The organism is Acidithiobacillus ferrivorans (genome assembly GCF_016250455.1).
Classification (GTDB): domain Bacteria; phylum Pseudomonadota; class Gammaproteobacteria; order Acidithiobacillales; family Acidithiobacillaceae; genus Acidithiobacillus; species Acidithiobacillus ferrivorans.
Window position 1 is genome coordinate 2627478 of the sequence record NZ_CP059488.1, and the last position, 24194, is coordinate 2651671.

General features: G+C 51.5%; 27 protein-coding genes, 1 tRNA gene and 1 pseudogene. 14 read left to right on the plus strand and 15 right to left on the minus strand.

Annotated elements, in window-relative coordinates; translation table 11 throughout:
- Positions 1-75 precede the first annotated feature (75 nt).
- The 5 genes and pseudogenes from H2515_RS13065 to H2515_RS16635 all read left to right on the plus strand — a co-directional run bounded on the left by H2515_RS13065 (position 76) and on the right by H2515_RS16635 (position 4368).
- The gene (locus H2515_RS13065; protein ID WP_198660336.1) at positions 76-1434 is read left to right on the plus strand and encodes an AAA family ATPase; all 1359 of its coding nucleotides are present in this window, start codon (positions 76-78) and stop codon (positions 1432-1434) included.
- Positions 1427-1777, plus strand: a complete 351-nt coding sequence (locus tag H2515_RS13070; RefSeq protein WP_198660337.1) for a hypothetical protein — start codon at positions 1427-1429, stop codon at positions 1775-1777. The genes H2515_RS13065 and H2515_RS13070 overlap by 8 nt, the downstream gene beginning before the upstream one ends.
- The gene (locus tag H2515_RS13075) at positions 1750-2355 is read left to right on the plus strand and encodes a DUF4435 domain-containing protein (RefSeq protein ID WP_232821394.1); all 606 of its coding nucleotides are present in this window, start codon (positions 1750-1752) and stop codon (positions 2353-2355) included. The genes H2515_RS13070 and H2515_RS13075 overlap by 28 nt, the downstream gene beginning before the upstream one ends.
- A gap of 311 nt (positions 2356-2666) precedes the next feature.
- Positions 2667-3979 (plus strand): annotated as a pseudogene (locus H2515_RS13080) (IS1634 family transposase).
- Entirely contained in the window at positions 3883-4368 is a 486-nt protein-coding gene (locus H2515_RS16635) for an IS1634 family transposase (protein WP_456298309.1), read from the plus strand. The pseudogene H2515_RS13080 and the gene H2515_RS16635 overlap by 97 nt, the downstream one beginning before the upstream one ends.
- Positions 4369-4667: 299 nt before the next feature.
- Here H2515_RS16635 and H2515_RS13085 read toward each other — a convergent pair whose 3' ends face one another.
- The 7 genes from H2515_RS13085 to H2515_RS13115 form a co-directional block, all read right to left on the minus strand.
- Positions 4668-5075 (minus strand): type II toxin-antitoxin system VapC family toxin, encoded by a 408-nt coding sequence (locus H2515_RS13085; RefSeq protein WP_198660338.1) that lies wholly within the window; start codon positions 5073-5075, stop codon positions 4668-4670.
- The gene (locus H2515_RS13090; protein WP_198660339.1) at positions 5068-5397 is read right to left on the minus strand and encodes a hypothetical protein; all 330 of its coding nucleotides are present in this window, start codon (positions 5395-5397) and stop codon (positions 5068-5070) included. The genes H2515_RS13085 and H2515_RS13090 overlap by 8 nt, the downstream gene beginning before the upstream one ends.
- 5 nt (positions 5398-5402) lie before the next feature.
- On the minus strand, positions 5403-6137 hold the full coding sequence (locus H2515_RS13095) for a TIGR04255 family protein (protein WP_198660340.1): 735 nt from the start codon (positions 6135-6137) through the stop codon (positions 5403-5405).
- Between the two features lie 376 nt (positions 6138-6513).
- Positions 6514-7272 (minus strand): hypothetical protein, encoded by a 759-nt coding sequence (locus H2515_RS13100; protein WP_198660341.1) that lies wholly within the window; start codon positions 7270-7272, stop codon positions 6514-6516.
- Between the two features lie 361 nt (positions 7273-7633).
- The gene (locus H2515_RS13105) at positions 7634-8317 is read right to left on the minus strand and encodes a hypothetical protein (RefSeq protein WP_198660342.1); all 684 of its coding nucleotides are present in this window, start codon (positions 8315-8317) and stop codon (positions 7634-7636) included.
- Position 8318: 1 nt separating this feature from the next.
- Positions 8319-9041 carry a P-loop NTPase family protein gene (locus H2515_RS13110; protein WP_198660343.1) on the minus strand — a complete coding sequence of 241 codons (723 nt, stop codon included), beginning with the start codon at positions 9039-9041 and terminating at the stop codon, positions 8319-8321.
- A gap of 12 nt (positions 9042-9053) precedes the next feature.
- Complete coding sequence (locus H2515_RS13115) at positions 9054-9380, minus strand: hypothetical protein (RefSeq protein ID WP_198660344.1); 327 nt, start codon at positions 9378-9380, stop codon at positions 9054-9056.
- Between the two features lie 549 nt (positions 9381-9929).
- Here H2515_RS13115 and H2515_RS13120 point away from each other — a divergent pair.
- From H2515_RS13120 to H2515_RS13140, 5 genes are all read left to right on the plus strand, one after another.
- Positions 9930-10112, plus strand: a complete 183-nt coding sequence (locus H2515_RS13120; protein WP_198660345.1) for a hypothetical protein — start codon at positions 9930-9932, stop codon at positions 10110-10112.
- Positions 10113-10136: 24 nt separating this feature from the next.
- The gene (locus tag H2515_RS13125; RefSeq protein WP_198660346.1) at positions 10137-10346 is read left to right on the plus strand and encodes a hypothetical protein; all 210 of its coding nucleotides are present in this window, start codon (positions 10137-10139) and stop codon (positions 10344-10346) included.
- Positions 10343-13555, plus strand: a complete 3213-nt coding sequence (mobF, locus tag H2515_RS13130; RefSeq protein WP_232821395.1) for a MobF family relaxase — start codon at positions 10343-10345, stop codon at positions 13553-13555. The genes H2515_RS13125 and mobF overlap by 4 nt, the downstream gene beginning before the upstream one ends.
- 166 nt (positions 13556-13721) lie before the next feature.
- On the plus strand, positions 13722-15797 hold the full coding sequence (locus H2515_RS13135) for a type IV secretory system conjugative DNA transfer family protein (protein WP_198660348.1): 2076 nt from the start codon (positions 13722-13724) through the stop codon (positions 15795-15797).
- 57 nt (positions 15798-15854) lie between these two features.
- Complete coding sequence (locus tag H2515_RS13140) at positions 15855-18305, plus strand: DotA/TraY family protein (protein ID WP_198660349.1); 2451 nt, start codon at positions 15855-15857, stop codon at positions 18303-18305.
- 98 nt (positions 18306-18403) lie between these two features.
- On the opposite strand, the gene H2515_RS13145 is transcribed toward H2515_RS13140, so the two are convergent.
- Positions 18404-18829 carry a hypothetical protein gene (locus tag H2515_RS13145; protein ID WP_198660350.1) on the minus strand — a complete coding sequence of 142 codons (426 nt, stop codon included), beginning with the start codon at positions 18827-18829 and terminating at the stop codon, positions 18404-18406.
- A gap of 275 nt (positions 18830-19104) precedes the next feature.
- On the opposite strand from H2515_RS13145, the gene H2515_RS13150 reads away from it, so the two are divergent.
- Positions 19105-19374, plus strand: coding sequence for a hypothetical protein (locus H2515_RS13150; protein ID WP_198660351.1), 270 nt, complete (start codon positions 19105-19107; stop codon positions 19372-19374).
- Between the two features lie 29 nt (positions 19375-19403).
- Here the strand turns inward: H2515_RS13150 and H2515_RS13155 are convergent, their stop codons facing one another.
- The 7 genes from H2515_RS13155 to H2515_RS13185 all read right to left on the minus strand — a co-directional run bounded on the left by H2515_RS13155 (position 19404) and on the right by H2515_RS13185 (position 22717).
- Entirely contained in the window at positions 19404-20078 is a 675-nt protein-coding gene (locus H2515_RS13155) for a hypothetical protein (protein ID WP_198660352.1), read from the minus strand.
- A gap of 41 nt (positions 20079-20119) precedes the next feature.
- Positions 20120-20272, minus strand: coding sequence for a tyrosine-type recombinase/integrase (locus H2515_RS16360; RefSeq protein WP_269802071.1), 153 nt, complete (start codon positions 20270-20272; stop codon positions 20120-20122).
- 9 nt (positions 20273-20281) lie between these two features.
- Positions 20282-20536, minus strand: coding sequence for a hypothetical protein (locus H2515_RS13165; protein WP_198660353.1), 255 nt, complete (start codon positions 20534-20536; stop codon positions 20282-20284).
- Positions 20537-20589: 53 nt separating this feature from the next.
- On the minus strand, positions 20590-20769 hold the full coding sequence (locus H2515_RS13170; protein WP_198660354.1) for a hypothetical protein: 180 nt from the start codon (positions 20767-20769) through the stop codon (positions 20590-20592).
- A 41-nt stretch (positions 20770-20810) separates the two neighbouring features.
- A complete protein-coding gene (locus tag H2515_RS13175) occupies positions 20811-21881 on the minus strand; it encodes a site-specific integrase (RefSeq protein WP_198660355.1) in 1071 nt (356 codons plus the stop codon).
- A 90-nt stretch (positions 21882-21971) separates the two neighbouring features.
- A tRNA-Arg gene (locus H2515_RS13180) sits at positions 21972-22048 on the minus strand.
- A gap of 9 nt (positions 22049-22057) precedes the next feature.
- Positions 22058-22717 carry an RlmE family RNA methyltransferase gene (locus H2515_RS13185; RefSeq protein ID WP_035191929.1) on the minus strand — a complete coding sequence of 220 codons (660 nt, stop codon included), beginning with the start codon at positions 22715-22717 and terminating at the stop codon, positions 22058-22060.
- Between the two features lie 89 nt (positions 22718-22806).
- Here H2515_RS13185 and yhbY point away from each other — a divergent pair, with 89 nt between their 5' ends.
- The 3 genes from yhbY to H2515_RS13200 all read left to right on the plus strand — a co-directional run bounded on the left by yhbY (position 22807) and on the right by H2515_RS13200 (position 24175).
- Entirely contained in the window at positions 22807-23091 is a 285-nt protein-coding gene (gene yhbY, locus H2515_RS13190) for a ribosome assembly RNA-binding protein YhbY (RefSeq protein ID WP_014028046.1), read from the plus strand.
- Between the two features lie 89 nt (positions 23092-23180).
- Entirely contained in the window at positions 23181-23564 is a 384-nt protein-coding gene (gene apaG, locus H2515_RS13195) for a Co2+/Mg2+ efflux protein ApaG (protein ID WP_014028045.1), read from the plus strand.
- The gene (locus tag H2515_RS13200) at positions 23561-24175 is read left to right on the plus strand and encodes a class I SAM-dependent methyltransferase (RefSeq protein WP_035191931.1); all 615 of its coding nucleotides are present in this window, start codon (positions 23561-23563) and stop codon (positions 24173-24175) included. Before apaG ends, H2515_RS13200 begins: the two co-directional genes overlap by 4 nt.
- Positions 24176-24194 lie beyond the last annotated feature (19 nt).

The following is a 24194-nucleotide window of genomic DNA, read 5'->3' on the forward strand; positions in this document are numbered from 1 at the left end:
CTTGTGCAGCGACAGATTAAACCACTGTCCATTTTTTATTAGGGCCTATTTGCTTAAAATTATGAGGAGTCTGGTGTGGATACAAAACTCAATCCATGCATACGGTCATTCAAGATTACTGGTTTGCACGGCGATAAGGATGTACATCTTGAATTTGATTCCGCTTACAAAATAATCATTGCTGAAAATGGCACTGGGAAAACTACGGTGCTGAACTCCTTATTTTATTTGCTTACGGGTCAATTCAGAAGATTATCACAAATTGAGTTTGAAAAAATAATACTTGAATTCTCAAGTGAAGAGCATGTGGAGTTATCGAGGAACGACATTGCGGTGGAGCTCCCCAGCAATTTGGAACGCAATTTACATTACAAACGGCTAACACGATATTTAGGAGATAGCACCACCAAGAACCTTATTGAACAGGCTATAACCATCGATAAATTAGAGGGTATTAGGGCAACTAAAGAGTTCCAAACGGCAAATAGAATGTTTCCTGGCCCAACCATGGAACTTCAGCGTATGCTGGAGATGATTCGCAATGAATTGAATGATGATTTATTTTCCTCCAATCTCTCTGAAATAAAAAATCAAATAAAAATTTCCACACCTTTAGAAGTTTTTTATTTACCAACTTACAGACGTGTTGAAGAGGACCTTAAGAGATTGGGTTACGAAGGGGAGTTTTCTGATGAGAACGAGCAACTAATCCATTTTGGCATGCGTGACGTGTCGGGAAGATTCAAAAAGGTAACTTCAGAAATTATTGAGTCAGCAATTACTTGGTACTCCAAAATTAGCGGAAGAATGTTAGATGAATTAATGACGGGTATTTTTGTAGATCAGGAACAGCTCGAAAAGATTTCGAATCCAGAAGCATTGGAAATTGTACTGGATCGGCTTGGAGCAAACGTCTCAAAAGAAACAAAGACGAAAATTTTATCATTGGTTGAGTCTGGGGATATAAGAAATGATAACCACCGTACGCTCGCCTATTTTTTATCTAATCTCCTAGATATTTATGAGCAACAAAAAGATAAAGACAATAGAATCAAGGAGTTTGTTAAGGTTTCAAACAATTACTTGAGAGGCAAGGAAATCAGGTACGACGAAAGTAATGTAACCATCAAGGTGATAAATAAAAGAACAGAAACTGAAGTTTTATTAGAGAAGCTGTCTTCGGGAGAAAAACAGCTTGTATCTATATTCTCGAAGCTATATCTGGAATCGACGAAAAAAAGCTTAATAATTTTTGATGAGCCGGAATTGTCTCTTTCCATTGAGTGGCAGAAGACTCTATTACCTGACATTATTGCTTCTGGGCAATGCGGCTTATTACTCGCTGCAACGCATTCTCCTTTTATATTCGAAAATCAACTTGATAGTTATGCTGAAGCATTGAATGTTAGTTATCGGGAGCGAAGCGATGGCTGATCTTGTTTCTGATCTTAGACGGAGTCGTGAAAACTATACGGTACTATACCAAAAGATTATATTAGCATATGAAAAAAATCATGAGGCTTTTTTCTTTGTATTCGAAGGAAATGATGCGAAGTACTATAGCGTTAGAATTGACGGAGTGATCCGCGCAAGTAGTGGTGGTAGCTACCCGCTATCTTGTCATGGAAAAGCGGATGTTTTGAAACTTCATAACCTCGTTGTTAAGCATGAAAAACTATCTAAAGCTAACATATTTTTTTTGTTGATAGAGACTTTGATGAGTTATGTCACTATGCATGCTCTGAAAAATTGTATGTCACGCCTTGTTATTCAATAGAGAATTTTTATGTAAGTGTAAGCGCGGTTCGCAGAATACTAACTAATGAATATGGCGTGGAGAGCCTCTCTGATGATTCTGAAGAAAGCGAATTGGAATATCTTATCAAGGTTTACGATAGACTGATAAATGAGTTCTGTGATTCAACAACAATTCTGAATGCTTTTATTTTTTTGCACGTTAAAAATGAGAATTCAAGATCGAGACTTAACCTGCGCGGGCAAGATATTACAAGTATGGTTCGTATTTCTCTGGGTGGCATTGAACAGAAATATGAAGTTGAGACTTTCTCACAATTGTTTCCAGACGCGAGCGATATTGATGATGCCGAGCTGTTAAAGCAGATTTCAAAGTTTATCCTCTTAGAAAATAAACCATGTTGCTACAGGGGAAAATATCTTATAGAGTTCTTGAGGATATTTTTGACGTTATTAAGAGATGATAGAAATTCCGAAAATCCACAATTTTTCAAAACGAAAGGTAGGGTTGGGCTTAACTTATCGAAGAATAATATACTTTCAGAGCTTTCACAGTATGCTGAAACACCGCAATGTTTATTAGACTTTCTCAAAAACTAATACCAACTTTCTGAATTTTCTTGAAGATTCCTAACGTATTGAAGCTCTAAGCTATAGTGGACAAAAGTTCCTAGACAGCAGCCTAAGCTGTCAGACAGGGGCGACAGTTACCCATTAAACCGTGGTTTTTCAGATACCAAGAATCTGGTCCCCCGAGTTCGACAGTTCATCGGCAAAAATCGTCAATTTCGTAACGTCGCCCCAGCATTCATAGGGGTTTCAGCGCGTATTTTCTAAAACTTCTGTGGTGGCACGTTTTATCACTTAGGCTCTTTTATTGACATGCCTATGAACGCTGATAAAGTGGCGGCATGCATGTGAAGATCACCACCTCCGGCAGCCGCCGCTATGTCCAGCTTGTCGAGTCCTACCGGGATGATGCCGGAAAGGTCAAAAAGCGTACCGTCGCCACACTTGGGCGGCTGGATCAGGTCGACAGTCAGTTGAATGCCGTGATTCAGGGCCTGATGAAGGTCAGCGGCCAGGTACCCACCCCGACGCCAATGATTTCTCCACCATCCATCGCTTTTGAAGCAGCGCGTGCTTTTGGCGATGTCTGGGCCTTGACCGAACTCTGGAAGGAGCTGGGGTTCAGCGCCCTACGTCAGGTGTTCCGCAAGACCCGCCATACGACCGATGTGGAAGCGCTGATCCGGGTGATGGTCCTCAACCGGCTCTGCGATCCCGAATCGAAACTGGGCGTACTGCGCTGGGTGGAAACCGTCGCCTTGCCGGATGTCACCGTGACAACGATTACCCACCAGCAACTCCTGCGCAGCATGGATGCCCTGATGGAGCAACAGAGTGCCGTAGATGCTGTGGTAGCCGGACTGTTGCGCCCCCTGATCGATCAGGACCTGTCCGTGGTCTTCTATGACCTCACCACGATCCGCAGTGAAGGCCTGGTCACGGTTCCCCAGGACGTCCGTCAATTCGGGATGGCCAAGGAAGGTCTGATCGCTCGCCAGTTCATGCTGGGGTCGTGCAGACTGCAGAAGGTTTGCCGATCTACCATGAGGTCTTCGATGGCAACACCGCTGAGACCAAAACGCTGCTGCCGACCCTGGGCAAAGTGCTGGAGCGCTTTCCGACAGTGCGGCGCCTGGTGCTCATCGCGGATCGCGGGTTGTTGAGTCTGGACAATCTGGAGGCGTTGCAGGCGATCCGGCTGGCCAACGGGCAGTCGCTGGAGTTTATCCTGGCCGTACCGGGGCGGCGGTACCATGAATTTACCGATCTGCTGGATAGTTTCCAGCGGGAGTCGTGCAACACTGCCACTGAAGAAGTCATCGGTGAGCGCACCTGGAACGACCTGCGGCTGGTTATCGCCCATGATCCCATGACGGCGGCGGACCAGACCGCCAAGCGGAATGCGCGGATCGAAGCGCTGATTACTCAGGGCGACCAGTGGGCCGGCAAACTGGATGATCAGGACGACGGCAAAAGCATCGGGGACGCAAACTCTCCGACAGCGGTGCCAAGGCACGCTTCTACCATGCCGTCTGCGAGGCGCATTTATCGCGCATCATCCAAGTCGATATGGCCGCACAGCAGTTTAGCTACGACATCGACAAAAGCGCACGCACCCTGGCGGAAAAGATGGATGGCAAGCTCCTGCTCGTGAGCAATGTGCAGGACCTGTCACCGGCGGAGGTCGTGGCCCGCTATAAGTCTCTCGCCGATATCGAGCGGGGCTTCAAAGTGCTCAAATCCGAGCTGGAAATCGGCCCGGTCTACCACCGCCTGCCCGACAGGATACGGGCGCACGCAGCGATCTGCTTCATGGCGCTGATTCTGCATCGGGTCATGCGCAGTCGTTTACGTGCGAGTCACACCGGGCTGACGCCGGAACGAGCCTTGGAGCAACTCCACCGCATTCAGCATCACCGAGTTCGTCTCAATGGCGCCCCACCCGTATCCGGGGTGTCTTCCATCCAGGAATGTCAAAGCGAGGTTCTGCATGCCCTCCGGGTAAAAAAACCAGCCGCGTCTCAGCAATTGACGCTGTTGTAGTGGAGCGTTTTGAAATCGCTATTTTCAATATCAAGGAGTTGCGAGATTAACTGTCGAACTCGGGTGGTCCTTGCGGGGGCCTTTTCCGCGCTAATATGTGACCAACAACCCGTCAATCAATCAGTGTTTACACCCTGTATACTGTCACGAGGCTGGATGGCCGGTTTGGGTCGGATGATGTTATTTTATCGCCGGCAATGAACGTCCGAAACGGTCTGCTGCCGACCATCAGGGCTCAGAGCTCAACCGCGACAGGGAGCCGTCGGTGAAATGGAAACTGTCACCTAATATGCTTTCTTCTAAGCGGAGGAAATAGATCGAATAGGGATATCCAGAACCCTAAACATTGGTTTTGTTGGTTTCTCTTTTGTGACAAATTCATCAACTTTCGCGGAAATCGCAAACGATATATGAATCGCGTCCATTGCTGCAATACCATTTTCTTCCGCAAGCTGTTGGGCATGGTAGAGCACATTGGTATCCCATGGCAACATCTCTGCATAAGCAAAAATTGTTTCGTAAAAATCGACTTCTATTTGATTACCTTCATAATGCGGTTTTGGTAGAGTTTCCAAGCGAACGGCATCACTTGCAACCAGATGTCGATCCTTATCATCAATGAGTTGGAACGCGCTATTGCTTAAATCATCCTGTCCTAAGAATGCTGCGATCAAAATATTAGAATCGATATAAGTTCGCTTAGGCACCCAAGCCCCCTCCCTTGCGCAGCCGAATTTCATCCGCCAACTCAGGTTCAGCAAGAAGTCGACCACCGTTTAAGACGTATTCTCGGCGTAAAGCGATGAGTTTTTTGCCTAACTCAGTGCGTGGCTGGTAGTAATCGACCACAGCATCACCAGTGATGTCTAGCGCGGAATTGATAGACACTGAAACAGGTGCACTATAATAATACGGAATATAATGCGGCTCAACGTCTATGGAAGATGTTGAAGTCATATTATAGCTTAACGTTGTTGCAAGCAATAAGTAACAAGACTTAGCTGCAATAGATACAGCATATTCATTCATCGTTTTTAATACTCCGGGTCCATTCGTTCGATTGCATGTGATGTCAGTATTTGTTCAAAGAAAAACGTCTTAGACCGATCATGCAAGCTTTCGATTTCGCTCACCATTGCATCCCAGCTCTTCTCTTGAGGCGTGTAGCTCTCCAAGTCAATTATCGTTCCCTCGCGCTGGCCTCCAATCGGACCCACCTTGGTTGGTGTAGAAATCTGAACCACATGACCAACACCATCATCCGAGAGTTCGACCCGCATTTGCAATTGATTCTTACCAATTTGGAACTTCCCCAACTTTATCGATAGCTGCAAGGACGACAGGTCGGGGGCAGGCTCCAGAGTTATCAAATCTATATAGCGCAGACTGTGTCGCTCGGTAGTTTGGATCAAACCGCTCTCACGAATAAAACCTATCGTTTGCACAATCTCTTCCTTGAACCTCTCCCATCCTGCGTAGGGCGCACGACAATTAACAGTAACGACACGATTACCAATCTGCCAAAGAAATGAGCTGTCTGGATCTTCCAACCGAATTTTCGGGGCAAAACGTAGGTTGGGGTCCATGTCGGCAACTATTGGTGGAATGTTGATCGTTGGAAGAGGTGTATGCCTCAGGTGGGGATGGCTTACCTGTAATGCCTTATAAAGCTGGCCCGCCAGAATGTCCCCAGCCCCAGGCACGTTGAACTGCATCTGCCATATCGCCTCGATGAGGGGCGCATTTTTTAACCGTTTAGGAATAGCCATAGTTTCATTGCCCTACGTTAGAGGCGGTGTCAAGTGCAAGCACAACACAAAACGAGTCTATCACGCAAATCCTAGTCCGCCCCAAACGTCCGCTATCAGTCTTTAACTGTCATCAGATCATAGAGAATACTACGGCAGCCAATCGTCCGTGAGCAAGGCCTCGCCGAGGACCGCCACCCCATGACCATGCCTGCATTATTCGCGGTAGAGTCGGGTGCGTCTGTCAAGCAGGTCCAGCCCCCCGTAATTCAGAGGAAACGCCAGGATGATACTTTATTGTTCAGGATGAAACTATTTTTTCCGGGATGATACTTTTTTGTCCGTCAACAAGAGGGGGGGCGCCGCCGTGGTAGTGTATTTGCCGCATGATAGGCAGCTAGCTACGCATTTGACTTGATGTCACCCGATTGCGTGACCGCCTCCACTCTAAATAAGAACGCAACCACAGAGGGGTAAAGCCACACTCGTGAACACCGTAGCACTTTAGTATCGGGATGGAAACGCTTGGAAAAGCTAGAGGCTCAACATTGACTCCCTGCTTATTTTTGTGATGTAAATAATAAAGGCTGAAGGGTTGCGTCTTGATAATACAGAGTTCGTGAGGGCGTGGATATTCGGTTGCTGTTACCATTGCGTGAATGCTTTGTGAGTGACGTCTAAAGAGGTCAACCCTATTTTTCCCTTCTAGTGGAATAAAAAATGGAAATCCATCTATAGTGCAATATCTAGCTAGATCATAATGTGGTTGATTGTTATTCATTACATAACTGGCTGTTATATTGTTAAGGCGTTCTATCTCTGCTAGCTCTTCCTTTGTACCATGCTGGCTATATATCTGAAAATTACCACGAATTGTCAGATAAGGATCTGCAAAGGCGGGCTGCATATCGTTGAGTGAACAATGCGGTTTCGAAAAAGGCAAAATACAAGAAATATAATGTGATGGCCTTATCGCGACATGGAACCCTTGGCGCTTCATCTTTGAAATACCACCAATTGACATGCTTATTTTAGTAAGCAAGCTGTTATTCTGATAAAATTCAATCTTACGCTCAATTTCAGACTTGAATTCTATAGCTCTTATAGCTGCCTTTTTAAAGTCGTCATCTGAGCAACACTTTTGTTTTTTTTGCATATATATAAGCCGTAATAAAATGCATATGAGGACTCACATGTTACATGTATACCATACTCCACCTTACCCACAAACTCCACCGCCTTGATGGACGGCTCGTTACTGCGTAACGACCAGCCAGCGCACGCGCCAGCTTGCCGACCACAACCCCGCCTGCCAACCGACCCCTTGTTGGGGGTCTCCGTTGGCGGGGCTTCGGGCCGTGGATTTCATGGATAAGCCTGTTTCGCGTCTAGTTACAAATAAAGCGGCAGCCAATTTCGTGGCTAGTCACGATAATGAAAACATTTTATTACCGCGACTAGTCGCAAATAAAAAGCCCCCGAACAGGGGGCAACACTGCGACACACAAAACCTGAAATTAAAAATGCCAAGGCAACTGCGTACCCAACACAATGCCGAGAAGAAACGTAGCAAAAATCACGAAAAGCATGATGACCAGATTGATTGAACGTTCTGTTTTTATGGCTTCTCTGACCTTCTGGTCCAATGCGTCACTACCGCTCTGAACCCACTGCGCCACCACCGCATCCTTTCTGGCAATTATGGCCTTATCCACTTTTCCGTCAAAATCTTTCAACGCGGTTTGCACCTTAACAACCGCCTGGTCTGTCGCTAGATGAACCCCTTGGCCGATTGCCTGTGCGAACTCTCCCAAATTAGACACCAGGGCAGCCCTTACCCGCCCAGCCACATCTTCACCACCGGAAATCACCGCCTTTTGAATCATGGCTGGTATGCTTGTCACCTCATCATGGATGATCGTTGCCGCTTTGCCCGCCGCTATCGCGGCGGCGAACGTTGTTTTAGTCATGATGTACCCCCCGTAAAACGGGTCATCACCCCGTAATTGGTAGGTTTGCGTCCATTTGTTGAGCGCTTTGAGTTCTTCGTGTGGCAGCAGATCAGCGATCACGTCATAACCCGAAGGTTCTGGTTGTCCTTGGTGCGTTTCGGTTTCGGACACTTGCGATGCCGGGAGGGTGGCGTCCCCTCTCTCGCACGCCAGATTTTCCAGGTGTTCCAAATCGTTCAGATCCTCCATATCATTCTCCCAATGTCTGGTAAATGGGTGCCACACCTTCAGCCCATGCTGTGTCTACCCAGCGCTTGACGGCCTGACGTTCGATGACGGAAAGCCCAACGTCTGCGGTGACGATCTCAGAGAGTGGCATTTGAATTTCCCGCAGCTTACTGACTACCCGCTCAGTCAGACCGGGCAGCGTGACTTCCAGACCGCCACTTTGCAGCCAGGCAGTGCGGGCTTTGTGGGTAGCCCACGGCAATGCGTCGACGGATTTCAGCCTAGTATTTCGCACCGCAACTTTTAGATCGGCCAGCTCGCAAATCTTGCTTTGCATGCTGAGTCGTGCGCTGTCTTCACCAACATCCACCATCCAGCAAACTACCAGTTTATAGCCTAACCCTTCGATTGCCGGAACAATCAGGTCCGCTTGGGCATCAAGCGTCTTCCCGGCACTGGCGGGTGTATTGATGATGATATGGGAATCACCATCAACGCCCCGTTCAATTTCATCAAAGAGTGCGACAATCGCGTCTTCAGACATATCAGGCCTCGCCAAATCCACGGCCATAATGTTCATGTCTTTCGTGTTCTCAAAACGCGGAGCGACATCGAAAATAGTGCTGTCCCCTTCGACCAACGCAGCTTTTCCAAACGTATGCACAGCATAATCAGCCACCAAAGCCGCAAATGTGGACTTGCCGACACCCCCCTTATCCCCGTGTACCACCAAAATGCTTTTCATGGTAATGCTCCTTTATTGAGGTCCGATAAACTTAATTCTTGAAGGCTTATTTTCTGCAACATCTGTACTTGTACTGATAGCCGGCTGGCGGGAACTCTTGCCCGACTTTGGCACCATCACTTTGCCAGTTCTTATTCCCGCATTGATCCTGCGAAACGCCTTGCCCAGGTCCCCGCTTTTGTCTTTCGGAACGGCAAGGGCATCGGCAATATCCACCCAGGTCCAAAGTAATCGCCGTGCATTCGTTATCTGTTCGTAATTTTCCAGTAACAGTGATTGCCAACCGTGCCGCGAAGGATTCACCCCGAGCGCCACCAGATCATCCAGTTTCCTTGTCATTCTGAATCCCCTTGGATGGTCCAAGTGCCATCCATATATATGTGTGCTAAGCGGAAACATTTGGAAATGTGCGCCGTCAATCCGCCACACTCGCCGCCAATCTGCCGTGTGTGCCGCCAATTTGCTTTTGTCGGACAATTGCGCTGTTAAAGTGCCACCGGAATGCTGTCTGTAGGGAAAACGTGCGCCATTCGTATGCCGTCAGATTGCCATCAATGAGCCGTCTAACTGCCATGCTAGCCGTCAATAAGTCGCCAATCTGCCATGTTAGTCTTAAAGAATCGGGATTGACGGGCACCGCTTCGCAGTGCCCTTTATCACGCACAGCCCCACCCCTATCGGGATGGGACCGTGCCGTTTGCGCGGCACTCTGTGCTACACCGCTCCCGGCGCTACGCACGGTCGCTCTCCAGACTCCCAGCGCCACTGTGTAACGCGGTCGTTGCACGTGGCAGCCGCCCATTCTCATTCCACATTTGTTTCCGCTTGGCACACATTCATGAGGGTACCCAACCCGTCCGGTGGTCCATCAATATAAGGAGGTGAGTCATGCTGCTGCAAAAGCATCGGAGGCAGGCGCGGAAACACGAAATGCCAGGCGCATCAAAAGTGGTAACCGAGCGCCGTCTAGAGTTACAGAAAAAATCAGATTTTGAATACGGTTTCCCGGCAGAAAATGTGCGCTATGAATCGCGGTACGACCATATGAAGGAAATTGGCCATGACCACTAAATACACCAGAAAGGAGCGTGCAGAATGACCCCGCCGACCCAAGATGAAATTCGTATCGGAGGCGGCGTTGCGCACTTTGCAAAAAAGTCTATCCAGTCCGCTGTTACGCGAGCATTGGCGGGCGATAAACGCGATCAAGACATGCTTATCAACAGCCGTTTTCTCTCGGCCTTTTTCTATTACATCAATCAAGATGTTGAGCGAAAAGCAGCGCGCAGGAGGGCAAAGCCATGATCCGGAATACGCACTTATCGGGTTCCCCTTCCGCCGTAGCAAAATATATGGAAAGCAAATACGAAGAGCACATGACTAGGTCCGGGGAGGTCAAAGCGACCGGGTACTATTCAATGAGTGGTGGTGCGCAATCGGAATGGTTTGGAAAAGGCGCTGAAGCGCAGGGCCTTGCCGGGGCGGTGACGGCTGAAGATATGGTGCGCGCGTTATCCGGTCAGGTAAGGCATACCGGGGAAGACATATCGACAAGAGGTGGTCAGGCGGCAGAAACGCGCAGAATGGGAGAAGAATTAACCATCGCGGCGCCGAAAAGCGTTTCCATTATGTCGGTCGAGGATCCACGTATTGTCCAGGCCCACCAGAACGCCGTCAGGGCTGCCATGCGTTATGTGGAACAGGAAATGGTTCATGCTCGCATTGGCAAAGGCGGCGGTAAGGGCAACGACTTTTCGGAGAGTTTAACCGCAGGGCTTTATACCCACGAAGATGCCCGCGATTCATCGACGGGGCAGGTAGCCCCTCATCTCCATACGCACGCCATCATCTCAAATATGACGCAACGCGCAGACGGAAAATGGGTTGGCATGAAGCTAGACTGGGGCCACAACAACGAAAAGAAAATGACCGCTGACACAGTATATAAAGCTGAACTGGCCAGGCAGGTGAAAGCGTTGGGTTACCAGATCGAGAAAGGCAAGGGCGCCAACTTTGAGATCGCAGGCATCAGCAGGGAGCAAATTGAATATTTTTCTCCCCGTTCCCAGGATATAAAAAACGAAATCGGCGGAGAACGTGGTGAGGTGTCAGCGAAGGAGCGCCAGGCCGCACAAAATAAAACCAAAGGTAATAAATCGACACTTAATCAGATTGACCAACTCTATGCCTGGCGTCACGAATTTCGTGAACAAAATATGGACCTTCACGCCATCCATGATGCTGCTGTGATGCGTGAGGCCACTGGTATTCCGGTAGCGCAGATAACGGCAGAGGATGCCCTTAAATCTGCCATCCGCCATCTATCAGAGCGCGATTCTGTCTTTTCTGAACAGTCTCTCAAGGCAGAGGCGCTCAGTGCTGGCCTGGGCGATGTCTCACCGGAGGCCATAGACGGCGCCATCAAATCAAGAGCGGGGGGATTGGTCTATGCAGGCAAGGCCGAAGGTTTGCATGACCGCCAGTTCACGACCAAGTCCGCTTTATACCGCGAAGCGGAGATCCTCCACCGGGCAAAAGACGGCCAGGGTAAGTCCGAAGCCGTTGTACCAGAACAAAGCGTTGTACTCGAAGTATCAATATCAACCGCTGAAAAGGAGTATCAAAATGGAACAACTGATCAACCCGATGAGTCTGCCCGCGACGCGTCCCACATTGAGGACTTTACTGATATCACCGCCCACGGTCTGCAAGAATTGCGCTCAGAGCGTTTGGCAGGTAACGGACAGCGACAAAATTCGGATTTATTGCCAGGCGCTGAAAGTGCTGGTGAGCGACCACTTGAAAGCTTGCGACTTGAATCCGCCCAAGCCGCCGGAAACCCCAGAGTAGCGCAAATCATCGCGGAGCGTGAGCAAAAACAGGGCTTCACATTCGGTGGCGGTCAGCGTGCCGCCATCGAGTTGGCCCTGACATCCACTGACCGTTATATGGGGATAGTTGGGTATGCTGGCGCCGGTAAGACCACCAGCATGGCGGTCATTGCCGACGAGTATAAAAAGGCCGGATATGAAGTGATCGGGGTTGCTCCTACGACCAAAGCGGCTAGCGAATTGACCAGCGCAGGGTGCGATGATGTGCGCACTCTGGCCAGCGTCAATCTCCAGAAAATAGACCCGGACAAAGCGGGTCAGCCAAAACTATATATCATGGATGAGGCCGGAATGGTCAGCGCGAAGGATCTGGATGCTTTTTTAAAGAAAGCGGATGCGGAGGGCGCGCGGATTTTATTTGTTGGTGATCCGCGCCAGTTGCACGCGGTTGAAGCCGGAACGCCTCTGGCGCAAATGTTAGAAAAGGGTGTCATTAAATTCGCGACAATCGACGAAATACAGCGGCAGAAAGATCCAAAGTTACGGGAAATCGCCCGGTCATTCGCCAAGGGCGACGCGGTGCGAGGCGTGGAGCTTGCCAAAACTTACATGCGTGAAGTCACAGTGCCGAAGGGCGAGGACAAGAGTGTGGCGCTGGCCAACGCGGCGGCTGGGGAATACTTGAGCCTTACCCCGGACGCCAGACAGCAAACGCTTGTGTTGGCGGCCACCAACGCCACCCGCCAGGCCATCAATGGGAAAGTGCGCGAGGGGTTACGGGCGGAGGGTAGCATAGGTGTAAGCGAGGTCACAGTGACAGCATTAGATAAACTGGATCTGACCCGCGAGTCTGCCACCCGCGCGGAGCATTACGTGAGCAAAGGCAAAGATAACAGTCTAGTCCTCGTGCAATTCAATGCTGACGTGAAAGACAAAGAAACCGGCGAGGTATCGGCAGCTAAGGATTCTCAGTGGAGCGTAACGAGCACTGGCGGCGGAAAACTTACCTTGCGGGCACTCGATGACCCAAAAAAGCAGATCATCGTTGATCCCGCCAAGGCGAGAATGAGCGCATACACATCACGGGATATGTTGTTAAGTGTGGGTGACCAGATCGTATTCCGGCAAAACGATACCGAGAGGGGCATTATAAACGGCACGCAGGGGCGGGTGGTTGGGGTCGATGAAAAGACCGGCAAAGCGATCATTCTGACCGCCACTGGCCAACAGGTGGCGATCGACCCACGGCGCAGAGAGGTCATCGACTATTCCTATGCCAGAACCGTCCACAGTTCCCAAGGTGCCACCGTTGAGCAGGTTATTGTTGTGGGCGAGGCAGCAAAGGTTGCTACTGCGGAAAGCGCCTATGTTGCCTGCAGCCGAGAAAAAAACGGACTTACGGTTATCACGGATAACATTGAAAAACTCTGTAAGGCATGGGGCAAATTTGCAGACAAGCAAAGCGCGCTTGACGCCTCAAAGATGCAGGCGCCAGAAAGTCTGGACGAACTCCAAACCGCCCGCTGGGCGGCCTCTCGCGACTTGGGGAGAGAGGGTGACCTTGCCGAAAAGCGCGCACTGGAGGTGGAGCCAGGGCAGGAGCGAGAAGGTGAACCAGAACCCGAACATGCGGCATATCAGTTCTCCTCCGAGCCGGAGGCGGAGATGCAACTCGGGGAATAAAAATGTTTCCGCCTTGCGCACATTAGTGAAGGTCAACAGCACAGGAGATCAGAATGATGAATACAAAATGGGAAAAGAAAGTGTTCTGGCGTTTCATTTACCAGGCAGGCTGGTTTTTCAAGCCCGCTAGAAATCTTTACCTCAGCAAGGTGCGCAAGGAATATTGATGGATAAATACACTGGCCCGAACGATCCGCGTTTTCAATCAGGCTCTGGTTTTTTTGAGGTTATAGGCTTGGGTGCCGCAGTTGGCGCCCTGGCCGGGTACGTTGCGGGCTGGGAGTTTGTGGGAATCTGGAAAGGCGCGGGTTTTCTATCTCCGGACACGATCATCGCGGCAATTCATCAAACTGGAATATTCCCACAGCCGTTTGCTTTACCACTCTCTGCGGGTGCCGCAGTTGGGGTGTGCGCTGGCGGCATCTTGGGATTTTTCGCCGGTAACATCTCCGCCGAGATCCACATTCGCGGATCCCAATTAACACGGAAACCACAACTTATGCAAAAGGCGATTCTGGAAGCATCGCCGCCGGTCAAAGGAAAAAACCAGGGCATCCGAATCCACCCCAAAATCCAGACCACCGAAGCCTTGGAAGCCTCGCACCTGCTCATTGTTGGCGGGTCAGGTGCAGGCAAAACCACCATTCTCTGGCCCGTGATTAACCAGATAATCGAACGCGGGGATAAGGCCATTATCTTCAGTTTCAAGGGAGATTTTGAACAGAAAATAGGGAAAGGTGAGGCAATCGGAAAGCAGTTCGCGCTGTTGGCGCCGTGGGATACACGGTCTGCGGTATGGGCACTGGGGCGAGACATACGCACCCGGCTTGACGCCGAAGCCTTGGCCAATACGCTCATTCCTGAGCCTGAAAAATCAGACAATCCGATGTGGACCAATGGGGCCAGATCATTGGTTACAGGCATCATATCCGATGTTCAACGTGAACACGGCGAAGATTGGGGCTTCGCGGAATTGGCGAAGCGCTGCGCCGAAGCTCTCGCTGATTTCAAAGTGCTCAAGGAAATAATAACGCGAGAAAATCCAGTAGCCGCGTCACTTATATCAGGCGGAGCGGATAGCAAAACGACCACGTCTTTTCTTGCCAACATATCCGCTTACCTCACTCATGTGGTGAACCTTGGGGTGGCGGCGGATGATTTGAAAGACGCGGCAAGGGGCAAGCAATGGAGTGTAAATAAATGGATTGCAGGCAAAGTTCCACCTATTGCCATCCTTGGATTCCGTCCATCTGCGAAATCAATCAGTAAAGCGTGGTGCGCCAGCCTGATCGAACAAATTGTATTGAAGCTGGAAGATTTGCCGGACATCGAGTCGTCTGACGAACGGCGAATCTGGCTCATCCTCGACGAGGTTCCCAGAATGGGGAAGGTTCCGTCAATCACGGAAGCCTTGGATGTTCTGAGGTCAAAAGGGGTCAGAATTGCCTTGGGTTGCCAAGGCATTAACCAAATTGAAGAGGAGTACTCAAAAGCAATAGCGCGGGACTGGGCCATGCAAACTGCAACCAAAATTGTTGGTCGCGTAGTTGAACCAGAGGACCAAAAATGGGCGGCGGCGATTTTGGGGGAGCGAGAATTGGAGCGTTACGCAGCATCTACGAACGTGCAGTCTGGTAGCAGCCAAGGCGGAGGCAGCAGCCAGGGCGGCAGCTACCAACGGGTGAAGGAGCACACGGTGTTGCCTTCGCAGCTTGGGCAAATAGTGAAGGTTACGAAAAAGGGGCCTCGCGCAATCATGACCGTGGCAGGGTCAGAGCACGTCGGGTTGCTGGACTGGCCATTCCAGCCAAATCCAAACCAGCGAGGAAGCAGAGAGAAGCATCAGGCGCAATGGGTGCTACCGCGTTATGCCCGACCAATTTGGGGCGCCGTCCCCCCGAAGGTGGATATTCCACCAGTCATTGACGTACCCGCTAAAAAAGAGAAAGACCCACAGCAGCCGAAGCAATTGAACATCCAGCCACCCGAACACCAGCAGGTTGACCAACCACCGCAGCAACCAGGCGAAGGGGGAGGCGTGGGCGAAATCATGGGTGATCATATGGCTGGGCAAGCTTTGGACGCGCTCATCCCCGGCGCGGGAATGGCTTTTGAAATGATGAAAATGGTAACCGAGATGTCCGACTTTACTGGAGGAAATGCACCCGCATTACCGGTGCCACGAATCCAGCAAGAGCATGAGGACCTGGCAGAAACCGGGGTTGAAGAAGAGGCCGAATAATAATGTTTCCGCTTGGCACACCTTAACAGAAGCAGACACTATTAAAAGGAAAACCCCATGAGCAGCATCGGCATTTCGTTGTCACCACCCAGCACGGACATCTCTACCGGCTTGCTTTCATCGCTGCTCGGGCCAAACTGGTGGCTACTGGCGACCGGCGGCGCCCCCAGCGGAGCAGGTTCCGTCCTGGCGCACCTGTTCTCCATTTTCGATATCGCCTTACTCATGTATGTCAGCGCCTTGCTCGTCTATCAAGCGACGGTCGGCGGGATGGCGACGGCACACGAAGGGACGCCCCTGGGGAAGCGTTATCACAGCATCTGGGCGCCAATTAGAGGCCCTGCCGCCTTCGCCATGCTGTTTCCGCTGCCCTGGGCCAAAGGACTCGCGTTGATTCAGTGTATCGCGTTGCTGGGAGTTTACTGGGGTATCGGGGTCGCCGATGATGTCTGGTCGGGGTTTGTCAATGAAATACCGAAAATGTCGGGGACGTTGATGCCGAGCCAGCAGAGCACCACGCGGGACAACCGGTTTGTCGGTAAGGCGTTGTTGATGGCGACTGCTCAGGAGTACCTGATTCAGCGGGATCATATGCCATTGAGTAGCAGTTGGATCTGGCGCGGCGGGGTGAACAGCGGAGACTGGATACTGACCCAGCATCTGGCTTCCACCGCTGCCGGCACCACTGTTGCCGGGGTGCCCGCAAAACAGTTTATCGCAGGACTCGGCACCATCGAGGTCTCATGCTCCAACCAGATGCAGAGCAGCACGGGTGCCAACCAGGGAACCTTTGGTGGTGGCTGGATATCTGGCCTGGGCAACATGGTAACCAACGCTTTCAACTATACAGCAAATGCCGTGGCCCAATCTGGCTTGCCGGGGTCTTCATTGGCGGCATCGGTCGTCCAGCCAGCGCAAAACAACCCTGTCTGTGTGTCTGAGAAAAACGCCGTCGTCGGCGCGATGAATGAGATTTACCCCATTGCAACACAAATCGTTAATCAAAATGTGCAGACGGACGCGAGTCCTGTTCTCCCATCACAGATTGCAGCAGCGGTGAAGATGTATCAGACTCAGCAGGCGACGGCCTACAACCAGATGAACAATAACAAGCAGTCGGCGCTTATCGCGCAAACGCAGGCTTTCGCGAACGAAGCGTCTGGTCTTGGCTGGGCATCCTCTTCTTTCTATTACTGGACGCTGAACAACATCAATGCCGCGTCACAAGCCTACTTGAAGATGTTGCAGCCTAAAATCATGATGCCGAACATGGCTTATGTCGCGCAAAACTCTGGAAACTTCGTTGAACCCGTCATGCTTACCGCAGACGCAGCGATCAATCATTATGAATCCAGTAACAATTACATGAGCAGTGCGGAAGCTGTGGCGACCACCGGGATGTCCGCAGGCGGCGTACTTTCATCCGGAAGTGGGGCAAGCTGGATGGGCGGAAAGGTCATGAATGTCGTCAGGTCTCTGGACTCCGGTAATCCGCTGGCGAACATGATGTCCGACGGACACGACATCATTCTGGCGGGTGGCATCGTCGCGGCTGGCCCCAGCGCCACCATAGCCATCGCAAAAGGCGTTGGCTATGCAGGGGGGTTCGCTGCGGGCATGTTCGTGCCCGGGGCCGATCTCACAGGCACATCCGAAGTCGCAGGAGCAGCAGCAACCGGCGGAGCCCTGGCATACGGCGCCGGCAAAGTGATGGGTGCCGGAGCACGTGCTGTGTCTGCTATGAGTGGTGCAAGCGAATTCGCTGTGCCTATCGGGTTATTTCTGGTCGTAGAGGGTGCCATTATCGCCTACGTCATCCCTGCCATTCCCGGCGTCATTATGATCTTCGCGGTGATCGGCTGGCTGTTTGTCGTCATGGAACTGATGGTCGCCGCGCCGCTCTGGGCCGCCGCGCATGCTTATGCCGAGGGGGAGGGATTTGCGTCGAATGAAACCAAGTATGGATACTCGGCGGCCACAGGCATTGTTATGCGGCCGGTCTTGCTGACGTTTGGCTTTATTATCATGTTCTTCCTGATCTTCATCGTAGGCCATTTTGTCGGTGCGGCGATGACCATCTACATGATGGGAATGAATGGATTTCATCTCGGGATCGTCGGGTCAGTTGCTGTGCTTGCCGTGATCATTGGTACGATCTGGGGATCGATTAAGCTCGTTATGAAGCTGATCACGCATCTCGCAGATGTTGTACCACTTTACCTTGGTGCTCGTGCTGGTGGTGGCTTACACGAAGGGGAAATTGGCGTACAGGCGGCGACGAGTGGGGCAACTAAGGCAAAAGTGCTGGCGACTGGGACGTATGGCGTTGGTGCCATGAACAAGCAAAGAAAGGCAGACGCGGCCATGAATGGCACTGGTGCTGGAAGCAGTGCTGCAAAGCCAGAGAGCACTACGAATCCGGGGACGAATGCCGGGAATTTGGGCGCGGGGGACACCAAGGGGAAAGGGGGCGACGGCGGAAATGTGGAGGGACGCCAGGTAAAATAACATGATACCCCACTTTTTGTGGGGCTTCTCATTGACGTGATACTTGCTAATTGCGCGGTGCTTCCGATAGTGTTTAACGCGCCTTTCGGCCTTTGCGATCAGCAAGGTCCAACCCACCCGCAGGCGGTTGCCGCATCAAGCATGCCTTGCGCAAACGCAGCGAACTCATCTTTGGACAGGTCTGACGAGTCAACGCCTTGCCCAACGAGACGCATCGCGTCGCAGTCAGCTTCCATCGTTTCATCGTTCCAGGTCCACTCGGACCCATGACGGTCACGCCAGGTTTTGATGATTGCGGCATCAGTAATTGCGGTAAAACCGATGCCGACCTGCCCCAAGCAAAAATACACCCCCTCCTGATAGCTTGCGCTTGGCGTCGAAAGCGCCCGAGCAGGAGTATTCCTGCTTAACCACATGTGCATCTCCGCCAGATCGGCGTCACCCATTCCCATAAATACGGCAGGACACGGAACGTTGCCCCAGTTGCTGTCCACACTTTGTCCACATTCTGTCTTCATACTCATTTTGCACCTCGTTGCGCCATGGAAAACACGACTCTAAACCACACGCGATAGCAATGCAACACCATGATTTTATTGATAACTCTATCATGGATAAAATAGCGTTTCGGCTAGTTTGACCTTACTGGTGAAGAAGCCGCTAGATTTGTGTTACCGAAACTAGACGCGAATAGGCTTCCACTTTATTTGAAACTAGTCGCGCTTATATAATAATGCTTGCAATAGAGCGTCTAGTCGCGTATTGTTTCCACATGGACAGATCGCAGGAGGATGACAGCATGACTGAGATAGCCGAACAACCCAAACGCAGGGGCCGCAAGCCAAAGGGAGACCGTCCAATGACTAACGCTGAGCGGGTTGCCGCGAGCCGCTTTCGCCGCCGGTTCACGGATAGCGGGTATAGCGGGAAGCAGGTGTCGGTGATGCTGGGTGGACGCGCTCACATGGCCCTAGATGACCTCGTGAAGCACTTTGACAATGCGGTGCAAAAGGAAGTCATCGAGGCCGCGTTGATCTGTTACGCGAATACTTGCATACCACGCGACTAGACACGTTTTATCTCGCCTGGGAAAGTCGTTCAGTTACTATAATCCACATTCTTGCGTATTTTTATAAACCGAGACAGCAACGGTATTGCCTTACATCGAGGATAATTTTGCAGTCCATTCTCCCTAAATATACCCCATTCCTTGTTGGGATCTTTATGATGATCAGTGTAATATATGTTGCCAAATATATCGCTATATTGTAAAGTTATCACCCACTGACCACCAAGAGAGTGGCTGTAATTTGCAGGATTAGGGTGACTCACTGTTGCATATATTCGTTTTTGATTGCGTAGAGTGCTTTCTCCCACACCAAGCGCCATAAGGCTCCCGTTGGCGGTTATAGAATCGTGTTGAAATGTTACGATGATCTTGCAATTTATGGCGGGACCTTTGCCAATATTTTTTATCGGTAAATTTATTTCGTAATCACCACGCTTATACTTGTTAACATAGTCTGTTGGAGAAAGTGCCCCCTCACCCCTTTCGCTAGTAAAGTCTATAGCCTGATTCCTGCTATATCCCGAACCACTCCAATCTTGCTCTATCTGTAACACGGGAACATTCTCGTATCTGATTATTTTTTTAGTTTGCTTCACTGATTCTTTTATAGACTGCTTTGTAAAGTAAGCCATAAGTGCAGTAGAGCCAGCTGCGATAGCAGTTGCCAATACACCTAAAGCAGTAAACTCAGTCAATGTATTCATTTCGTTCCGCCCCATAACCTCTTCCGCTTTGTTTACCTAGGTTACCCTAGCATTTTCGCCAGATCCTCGGCTCGCAGGTGAGTATAGCGTTTCAGCATCTGCAAAGTTTTGTGACCCGTGATGGCCGCGACCTGCATGGGGTTCAGGCCCTTTTCAAAGAGACGGCTTGTGGCCTCATGCCGGAGATCGTGGATTTGGTCCCCCTAGAAATTAGAAAAGTCGTATTGATAAATCTGATACCCAGAAATTTCAGGCGGTTCCTTCGTTTCGATGGTTGCCGTTATGATTCCAGGGCCTACCGGTTTGCACTCCTCTGGATCAAGTTTGCAGTCTGGGAATAAACCTTTGTTCTCAGATATCCAATCGAGTGCAGCTTGCTTCGTATCAAAAAATTTTGGCTCATGCAGCGATGTACCTACCGCTCCATTATCCTTGTTGCACGTTATAATCCACACCATTTTTCATCATCCTTATAAAATAAAAAGAAATACAGAATCTGAATAATAAAACATCATATTTCCATTCCTGAGCCTGGATAATGATCTAAATCATCATCCACTTGTCTTTTGGCAGCATCTTCGTTGTCAAAGTTCCCGTGACAGTTGCTGGTTGACTCATCAATGCAAATTTCCCACTTCCCATTAGATTTTTTCCTGATTATCCGGCCACGATAGGGTATTTCTGACTTCATAGTAATCCTCCATAATATTGCGCATTATTTAAAGTGTAGATTCATCCCATTCTCTTCGCTAGGTCCTCCGCTCTTAAGTGAGTGTACCGCTTCAACATCTGCAATGTCTTGTGGCCAGTGATGGCCGACACTTCCATGGGATTGAAGCCTTTCTCAAAGAGGCGGCTGGTGGCTTCGTGACGGAGATCATGGAAGGTGAGGCCGGTGATATTTGCACGCTTGCATGCTCTATTATAGGACTGCTTCACGCCTTCATAAGTGGCGCCGAACACACGCCCGTCCAGATTGCGCGGCAGAGCCTCCAACGTCACTACGGCACGACTGGAGAGTGGCACTGTGCGTGCATCGCCGTTCTTACTCGTTGGCAGGTGCGCGGTGCGCTTTTTCAGATCTACATTTTCCCATATCAAGCCGCTACTGACCTTTACCTGCAGATGTTTTTCGTTGGCGTCCAGCGCCCCGGACGGATCCTGCTTCCATGTCTCTACTATCTCACCTGCCCGCATCGCGGTTTCAATGGCAAAGACGACGACCGACCGAAGCCATGGGTTGCGAGCATCTGCGCATGCGGTCAACAACCTGTCTTCCTCATCATCGACTAGTCGCCGATTCCGTGAGGCCGGCAGTGATGGTTTTTTCACCAGGAAGGTAGGGATGCCACCTGGTAGAGCGATCCCCCATTCCTGTGCGCCCTTCTTCAATGCACGCTGGAGAAGCCCCAGTTCATGCTTCACAGACTGAGGACCGACGATTTTCAAACGGGCATCACGATAATCAGCGACCAAGGATGATGTCAGAGCAGCGAGCGAGTATTTACCAAGCCCTTCCTTTATATGCTTCACCCTGGAGACTTCCCGATGCCCACCCTTCTGGGTAGGCAACACCTCACGAGCATACCTATCTATTAAGGAATCAACCGTGGTGCGCTCAGATTCGCTTCGGGACACAAAAAGGCCCCGCATCATTTCCGATTCCGTCACCGTGGCCCATTGCGTAGCCGCGGCTTTGGTGCGAAAGGTTTTAACGACCATGGGGAAGCCCTTACGCTTGATCTGGGCTTGCCAACCGATGGTGATGCCATCCTGGTCTTCTCGGGATCTGATCGTTGCCATATTTGCACCCTGCTTCTTATCCTAGTATGGCGTCAGGGTGGCATAAATTCATTTTGGCATCAAGAGTAAAACTTAAGTCGCTGTTTTTTATGGTGCGCAGTACTGGAGTCGAACCAGTGACCTTCGGCTTCGGAGGCCGACGCTCTATCCATCTGAGCTAACTGCGCGTGGCCGAATTATAGGGAACTCGCACCGCCGTTGTCCAACCTTTCCTGCGCAACTCTCTGAAAGTCCAGTGCCAACCAATACTGCTCAGTAGAGCGCGCGCGCGAGGCTTCCGGCTTGCGTACCACTATTTTCTTGAAGTCCCGACGCAGCGCCCGACGCAAATCCTCCGCGCCGGACCCCATAAACACCTTGATCAGCAGCGAGCCACCCGGCACCAGCCAGCGCTGAGCCATATCCAGCGCCAGCTCCGCAAGATCAATAGCACGCGCCTGATCGACGCTGGCAATACCGGACATATTGGGGGCCATGTCGCTCATAATCAGATCAGCGCCACCCGGCAGCGCATCCCGGCAGGCTGCCAGCACTGCGTCTTCATAAACGTCACCGCAGATCACTATGGCGTCCGCCACCGGGTCCATCGCCAAACGATCCACCGCCACCAGTCGCCCCTTCTTGCCGATGAGCGGCGCCGCCACCTGCGTCCAGCCACCCGGCGCTGCGCCCACATCCAATACGCGCATACCCGGACGGATAAGGTGATCCTTCTGCTGAATCTCCAGCAATTTGTAACTCGCGCGCGAGCGATACCCCTCCTTCATCGCGCGCTGCACGAATGGATCTTTAAAATGTTCCGTCAGCCACTTCTGGCTGGATTTACTTCTGGCCACAACAAACCCCCGGACTTTGACCCCCGCCCTCCACAAACGTACACTCTGCCGCTACACCATAGCAGCCCAATCAGACTGACGAGGATACCATGCTGGACGCCAAACAAAGACAAAACCTGCGTGGACAAGCGCATGCCCTCAAGCCTGTCGTCATGATCGGCGCCCACGGCGTCACCGACGGCGTTCTCGCCGAACTGGAAGGCGCCATCCATGCCCACGAACTCATCAAGATACGTTTGCCCCAGGTATCCCACGACGAACGGGATGACATGATACAGACCCTGTCCGGCGCCAGTCATGCCGACGTTGTCGGCCGCATCGGGCGCGTACTCATCCTCTACCGCCCGCGCCCGACCGCGGCACCCAAGCGCTGACCGGTTAGCCGGTATAACTTGGCAGCCCGCCCCCGGACCGTTAGACTGTTTCTGAATCGTAACGCCGACCAACGGCCCGGAGCACACCCATGGAAGAGCAACCCCCCACAGAAATCCAGATCAGCGTCGAGACGCGCTATCTGCCGGAACAGTCCAGCCCAGAGCAGGAACATTTCGCCTTCGCTTATCAAGTTACCATGCAGAATAACGGTCCGCAGACGGCACAACTCCTCAATCGCCACTGGATCATTACCGACGCCGAAGGTCATATCCAGGAAGTCAAAGGACCGGGTGTCGTCGGTGAACAGCCGACACTACAGCCCGGTCAACGCTTCCGCTACACCAGCGGATCCGTCCTGTCCACGCCGGTAGGCAGCATGCACGGCAGCTTCGAGTGGGTCAGCGATACGGGAGAAAGTTTCCTCGTCCCCATCCCCGCCTTTCGTCTGGCGGTGGCCACCGTCTTTCATTGAGCTACCAGAGCCTGCAGCGCGCCTACGCGCTCTGGGCGCCCCTTTATAATGCGGCAGTGCGCGGCTTCTCCGCACCCTTGCGGCAACGCAGCCTCAGCAATATTCCGTCGGCACCCTGCCGCGTCCTGATCGATGGCATCGGCACCGGTCTGGATATTCCTTATCTGCCTGGCACCTGCGCGGCCGTCGGCATCGACCTCACGCACGCCATGCTCCGTCACGCACAAAGCCTGTCTCCCCATTTCCCGCTGATTCAGGCTGACGCCGAGGCGTTGCCCTTTCCGGACAATTGTTTCGACATTGTCGTCATGCATCTCATACTTGCCGTCGTACCCCATGCCGGGCTGGCATTCGCAGAAGCCAGCCGCGTCCTCAAACCTGGCGGCCGGATACTGCTCCTCGACAAGTTTCTTCGCCGCGGTGAACGCGCCTTCTGGCGGCGCCTACTGGCCCCCCTGTCCGGCCCCATTGCCACCCATACCGACCTGGTGTTTGAGGATCTTCTGGCACAACGGCCCGAACTGCAGATCGTCAGCGATATCCCCGCCGCGGTCGGTGGCTGGTTCCGCCTGATCACCCTGGAAAAAACGCGCGCCGCGCCCACACAGTAGGCATCGCTTGCGACACGCG

Excerpts from the sequence above, each read along its gene's own strand:
- H2515_RS13140 (WP_198660349.1), top strand. The coding sequence starts at position 15,855 with ATGAGCAGCATCGGCATTTCGTTGTCACCACCCAGCACGGACATCTCT.
- H2515_RS13095 (WP_198660340.1), bottom strand. The coding sequence starts at position 6,137 with ATGGCTATTCCTAAACGGTTAAAAAATGCGCCCCTCATCGAGGCGATA.
- H2515_RS13110 (WP_198660343.1), bottom strand. The coding sequence starts at position 9,041 with ATGAAAAGCATTTTGGTGGTACACGGGGATAAGGGGGGTGTCGGCAAG.
- apaG (WP_014028045.1), top strand. The coding sequence starts at position 23,181 with ATGGAAGAGCAACCCCCCACAGAAATCCAGATCAGCGTCGAGACGCGC.
- H2515_RS13145 (WP_198660350.1), bottom strand. The coding sequence starts at position 18,829 with ATGAGTATGAAGACAGAATGTGGACAAAGTGTGGACAGCAACTGGGGC.
- H2515_RS13070 (WP_198660337.1), top strand. The coding sequence starts at position 1,427 with ATGGCTGATCTTGTTTCTGATCTTAGACGGAGTCGTGAAAACTATACG.
- H2515_RS13175 (WP_198660355.1), bottom strand. The coding sequence starts at position 21,881 with ATGGCAACGATCAGATCCCGAGAAGACCAGGATGGCATCACCATCGGT.
- H2515_RS13105 (WP_198660342.1), bottom strand. The coding sequence starts at position 8,317 with ATGGAGGATCTGAACGATTTGGAACACCTGGAAAATCTGGCGTGCGAG.
- H2515_RS13170 (WP_198660354.1), bottom strand. The coding sequence starts at position 20,769 with ATGAAGTCAGAAATACCCTATCGTGGCCGGATAATCAGGAAAAAATCT.
- yhbY (WP_014028046.1), top strand. The coding sequence starts at position 22,807 with ATGCTGGACGCCAAACAAAGACAAAACCTGCGTGGACAAGCGCATGCC.
- H2515_RS13165 (WP_198660353.1), bottom strand. The coding sequence starts at position 20,536 with ATGGTGTGGATTATAACGTGCAACAAGGATAATGGAGCGGTAGGTACA.
- H2515_RS13150 (WP_198660351.1), top strand. The coding sequence starts at position 19,105 with ATGACTGAGATAGCCGAACAACCCAAACGCAGGGGCCGCAAGCCAAAG.
- H2515_RS13120 (WP_198660345.1), top strand. The coding sequence starts at position 9,930 with ATGCTGCTGCAAAAGCATCGGAGGCAGGCGCGGAAACACGAAATGCCA.
- H2515_RS13135 (WP_198660348.1), top strand. The coding sequence starts at position 13,722 with ATGGATAAATACACTGGCCCGAACGATCCGCGTTTTCAATCAGGCTCT.
- H2515_RS13155 (WP_198660352.1), bottom strand. The coding sequence starts at position 20,078 with ATGAATACATTGACTGAGTTTACTGCTTTAGGTGTATTGGCAACTGCT.
- H2515_RS13125 (WP_198660346.1), top strand. The coding sequence starts at position 10,137 with ATGACCCCGCCGACCCAAGATGAAATTCGTATCGGAGGCGGCGTTGCG.
- H2515_RS13100 (WP_198660341.1), bottom strand. The coding sequence starts at position 7,272 with ATGCAAAAAAAACAAAAGTGTTGCTCAGATGACGACTTTAAAAAGGCA.
- H2515_RS13115 (WP_198660344.1), bottom strand. The coding sequence starts at position 9,380 with ATGACAAGGAAACTGGATGATCTGGTGGCGCTCGGGGTGAATCCTTCG.
- H2515_RS13090 (WP_198660339.1), bottom strand. The coding sequence starts at position 5,397 with ATGAATGAATATGCTGTATCTATTGCAGCTAAGTCTTGTTACTTATTG.
- mobF (WP_232821395.1), top strand. The coding sequence starts at position 10,343 with ATGATCCGGAATACGCACTTATCGGGTTCCCCTTCCGCCGTAGCAAAA.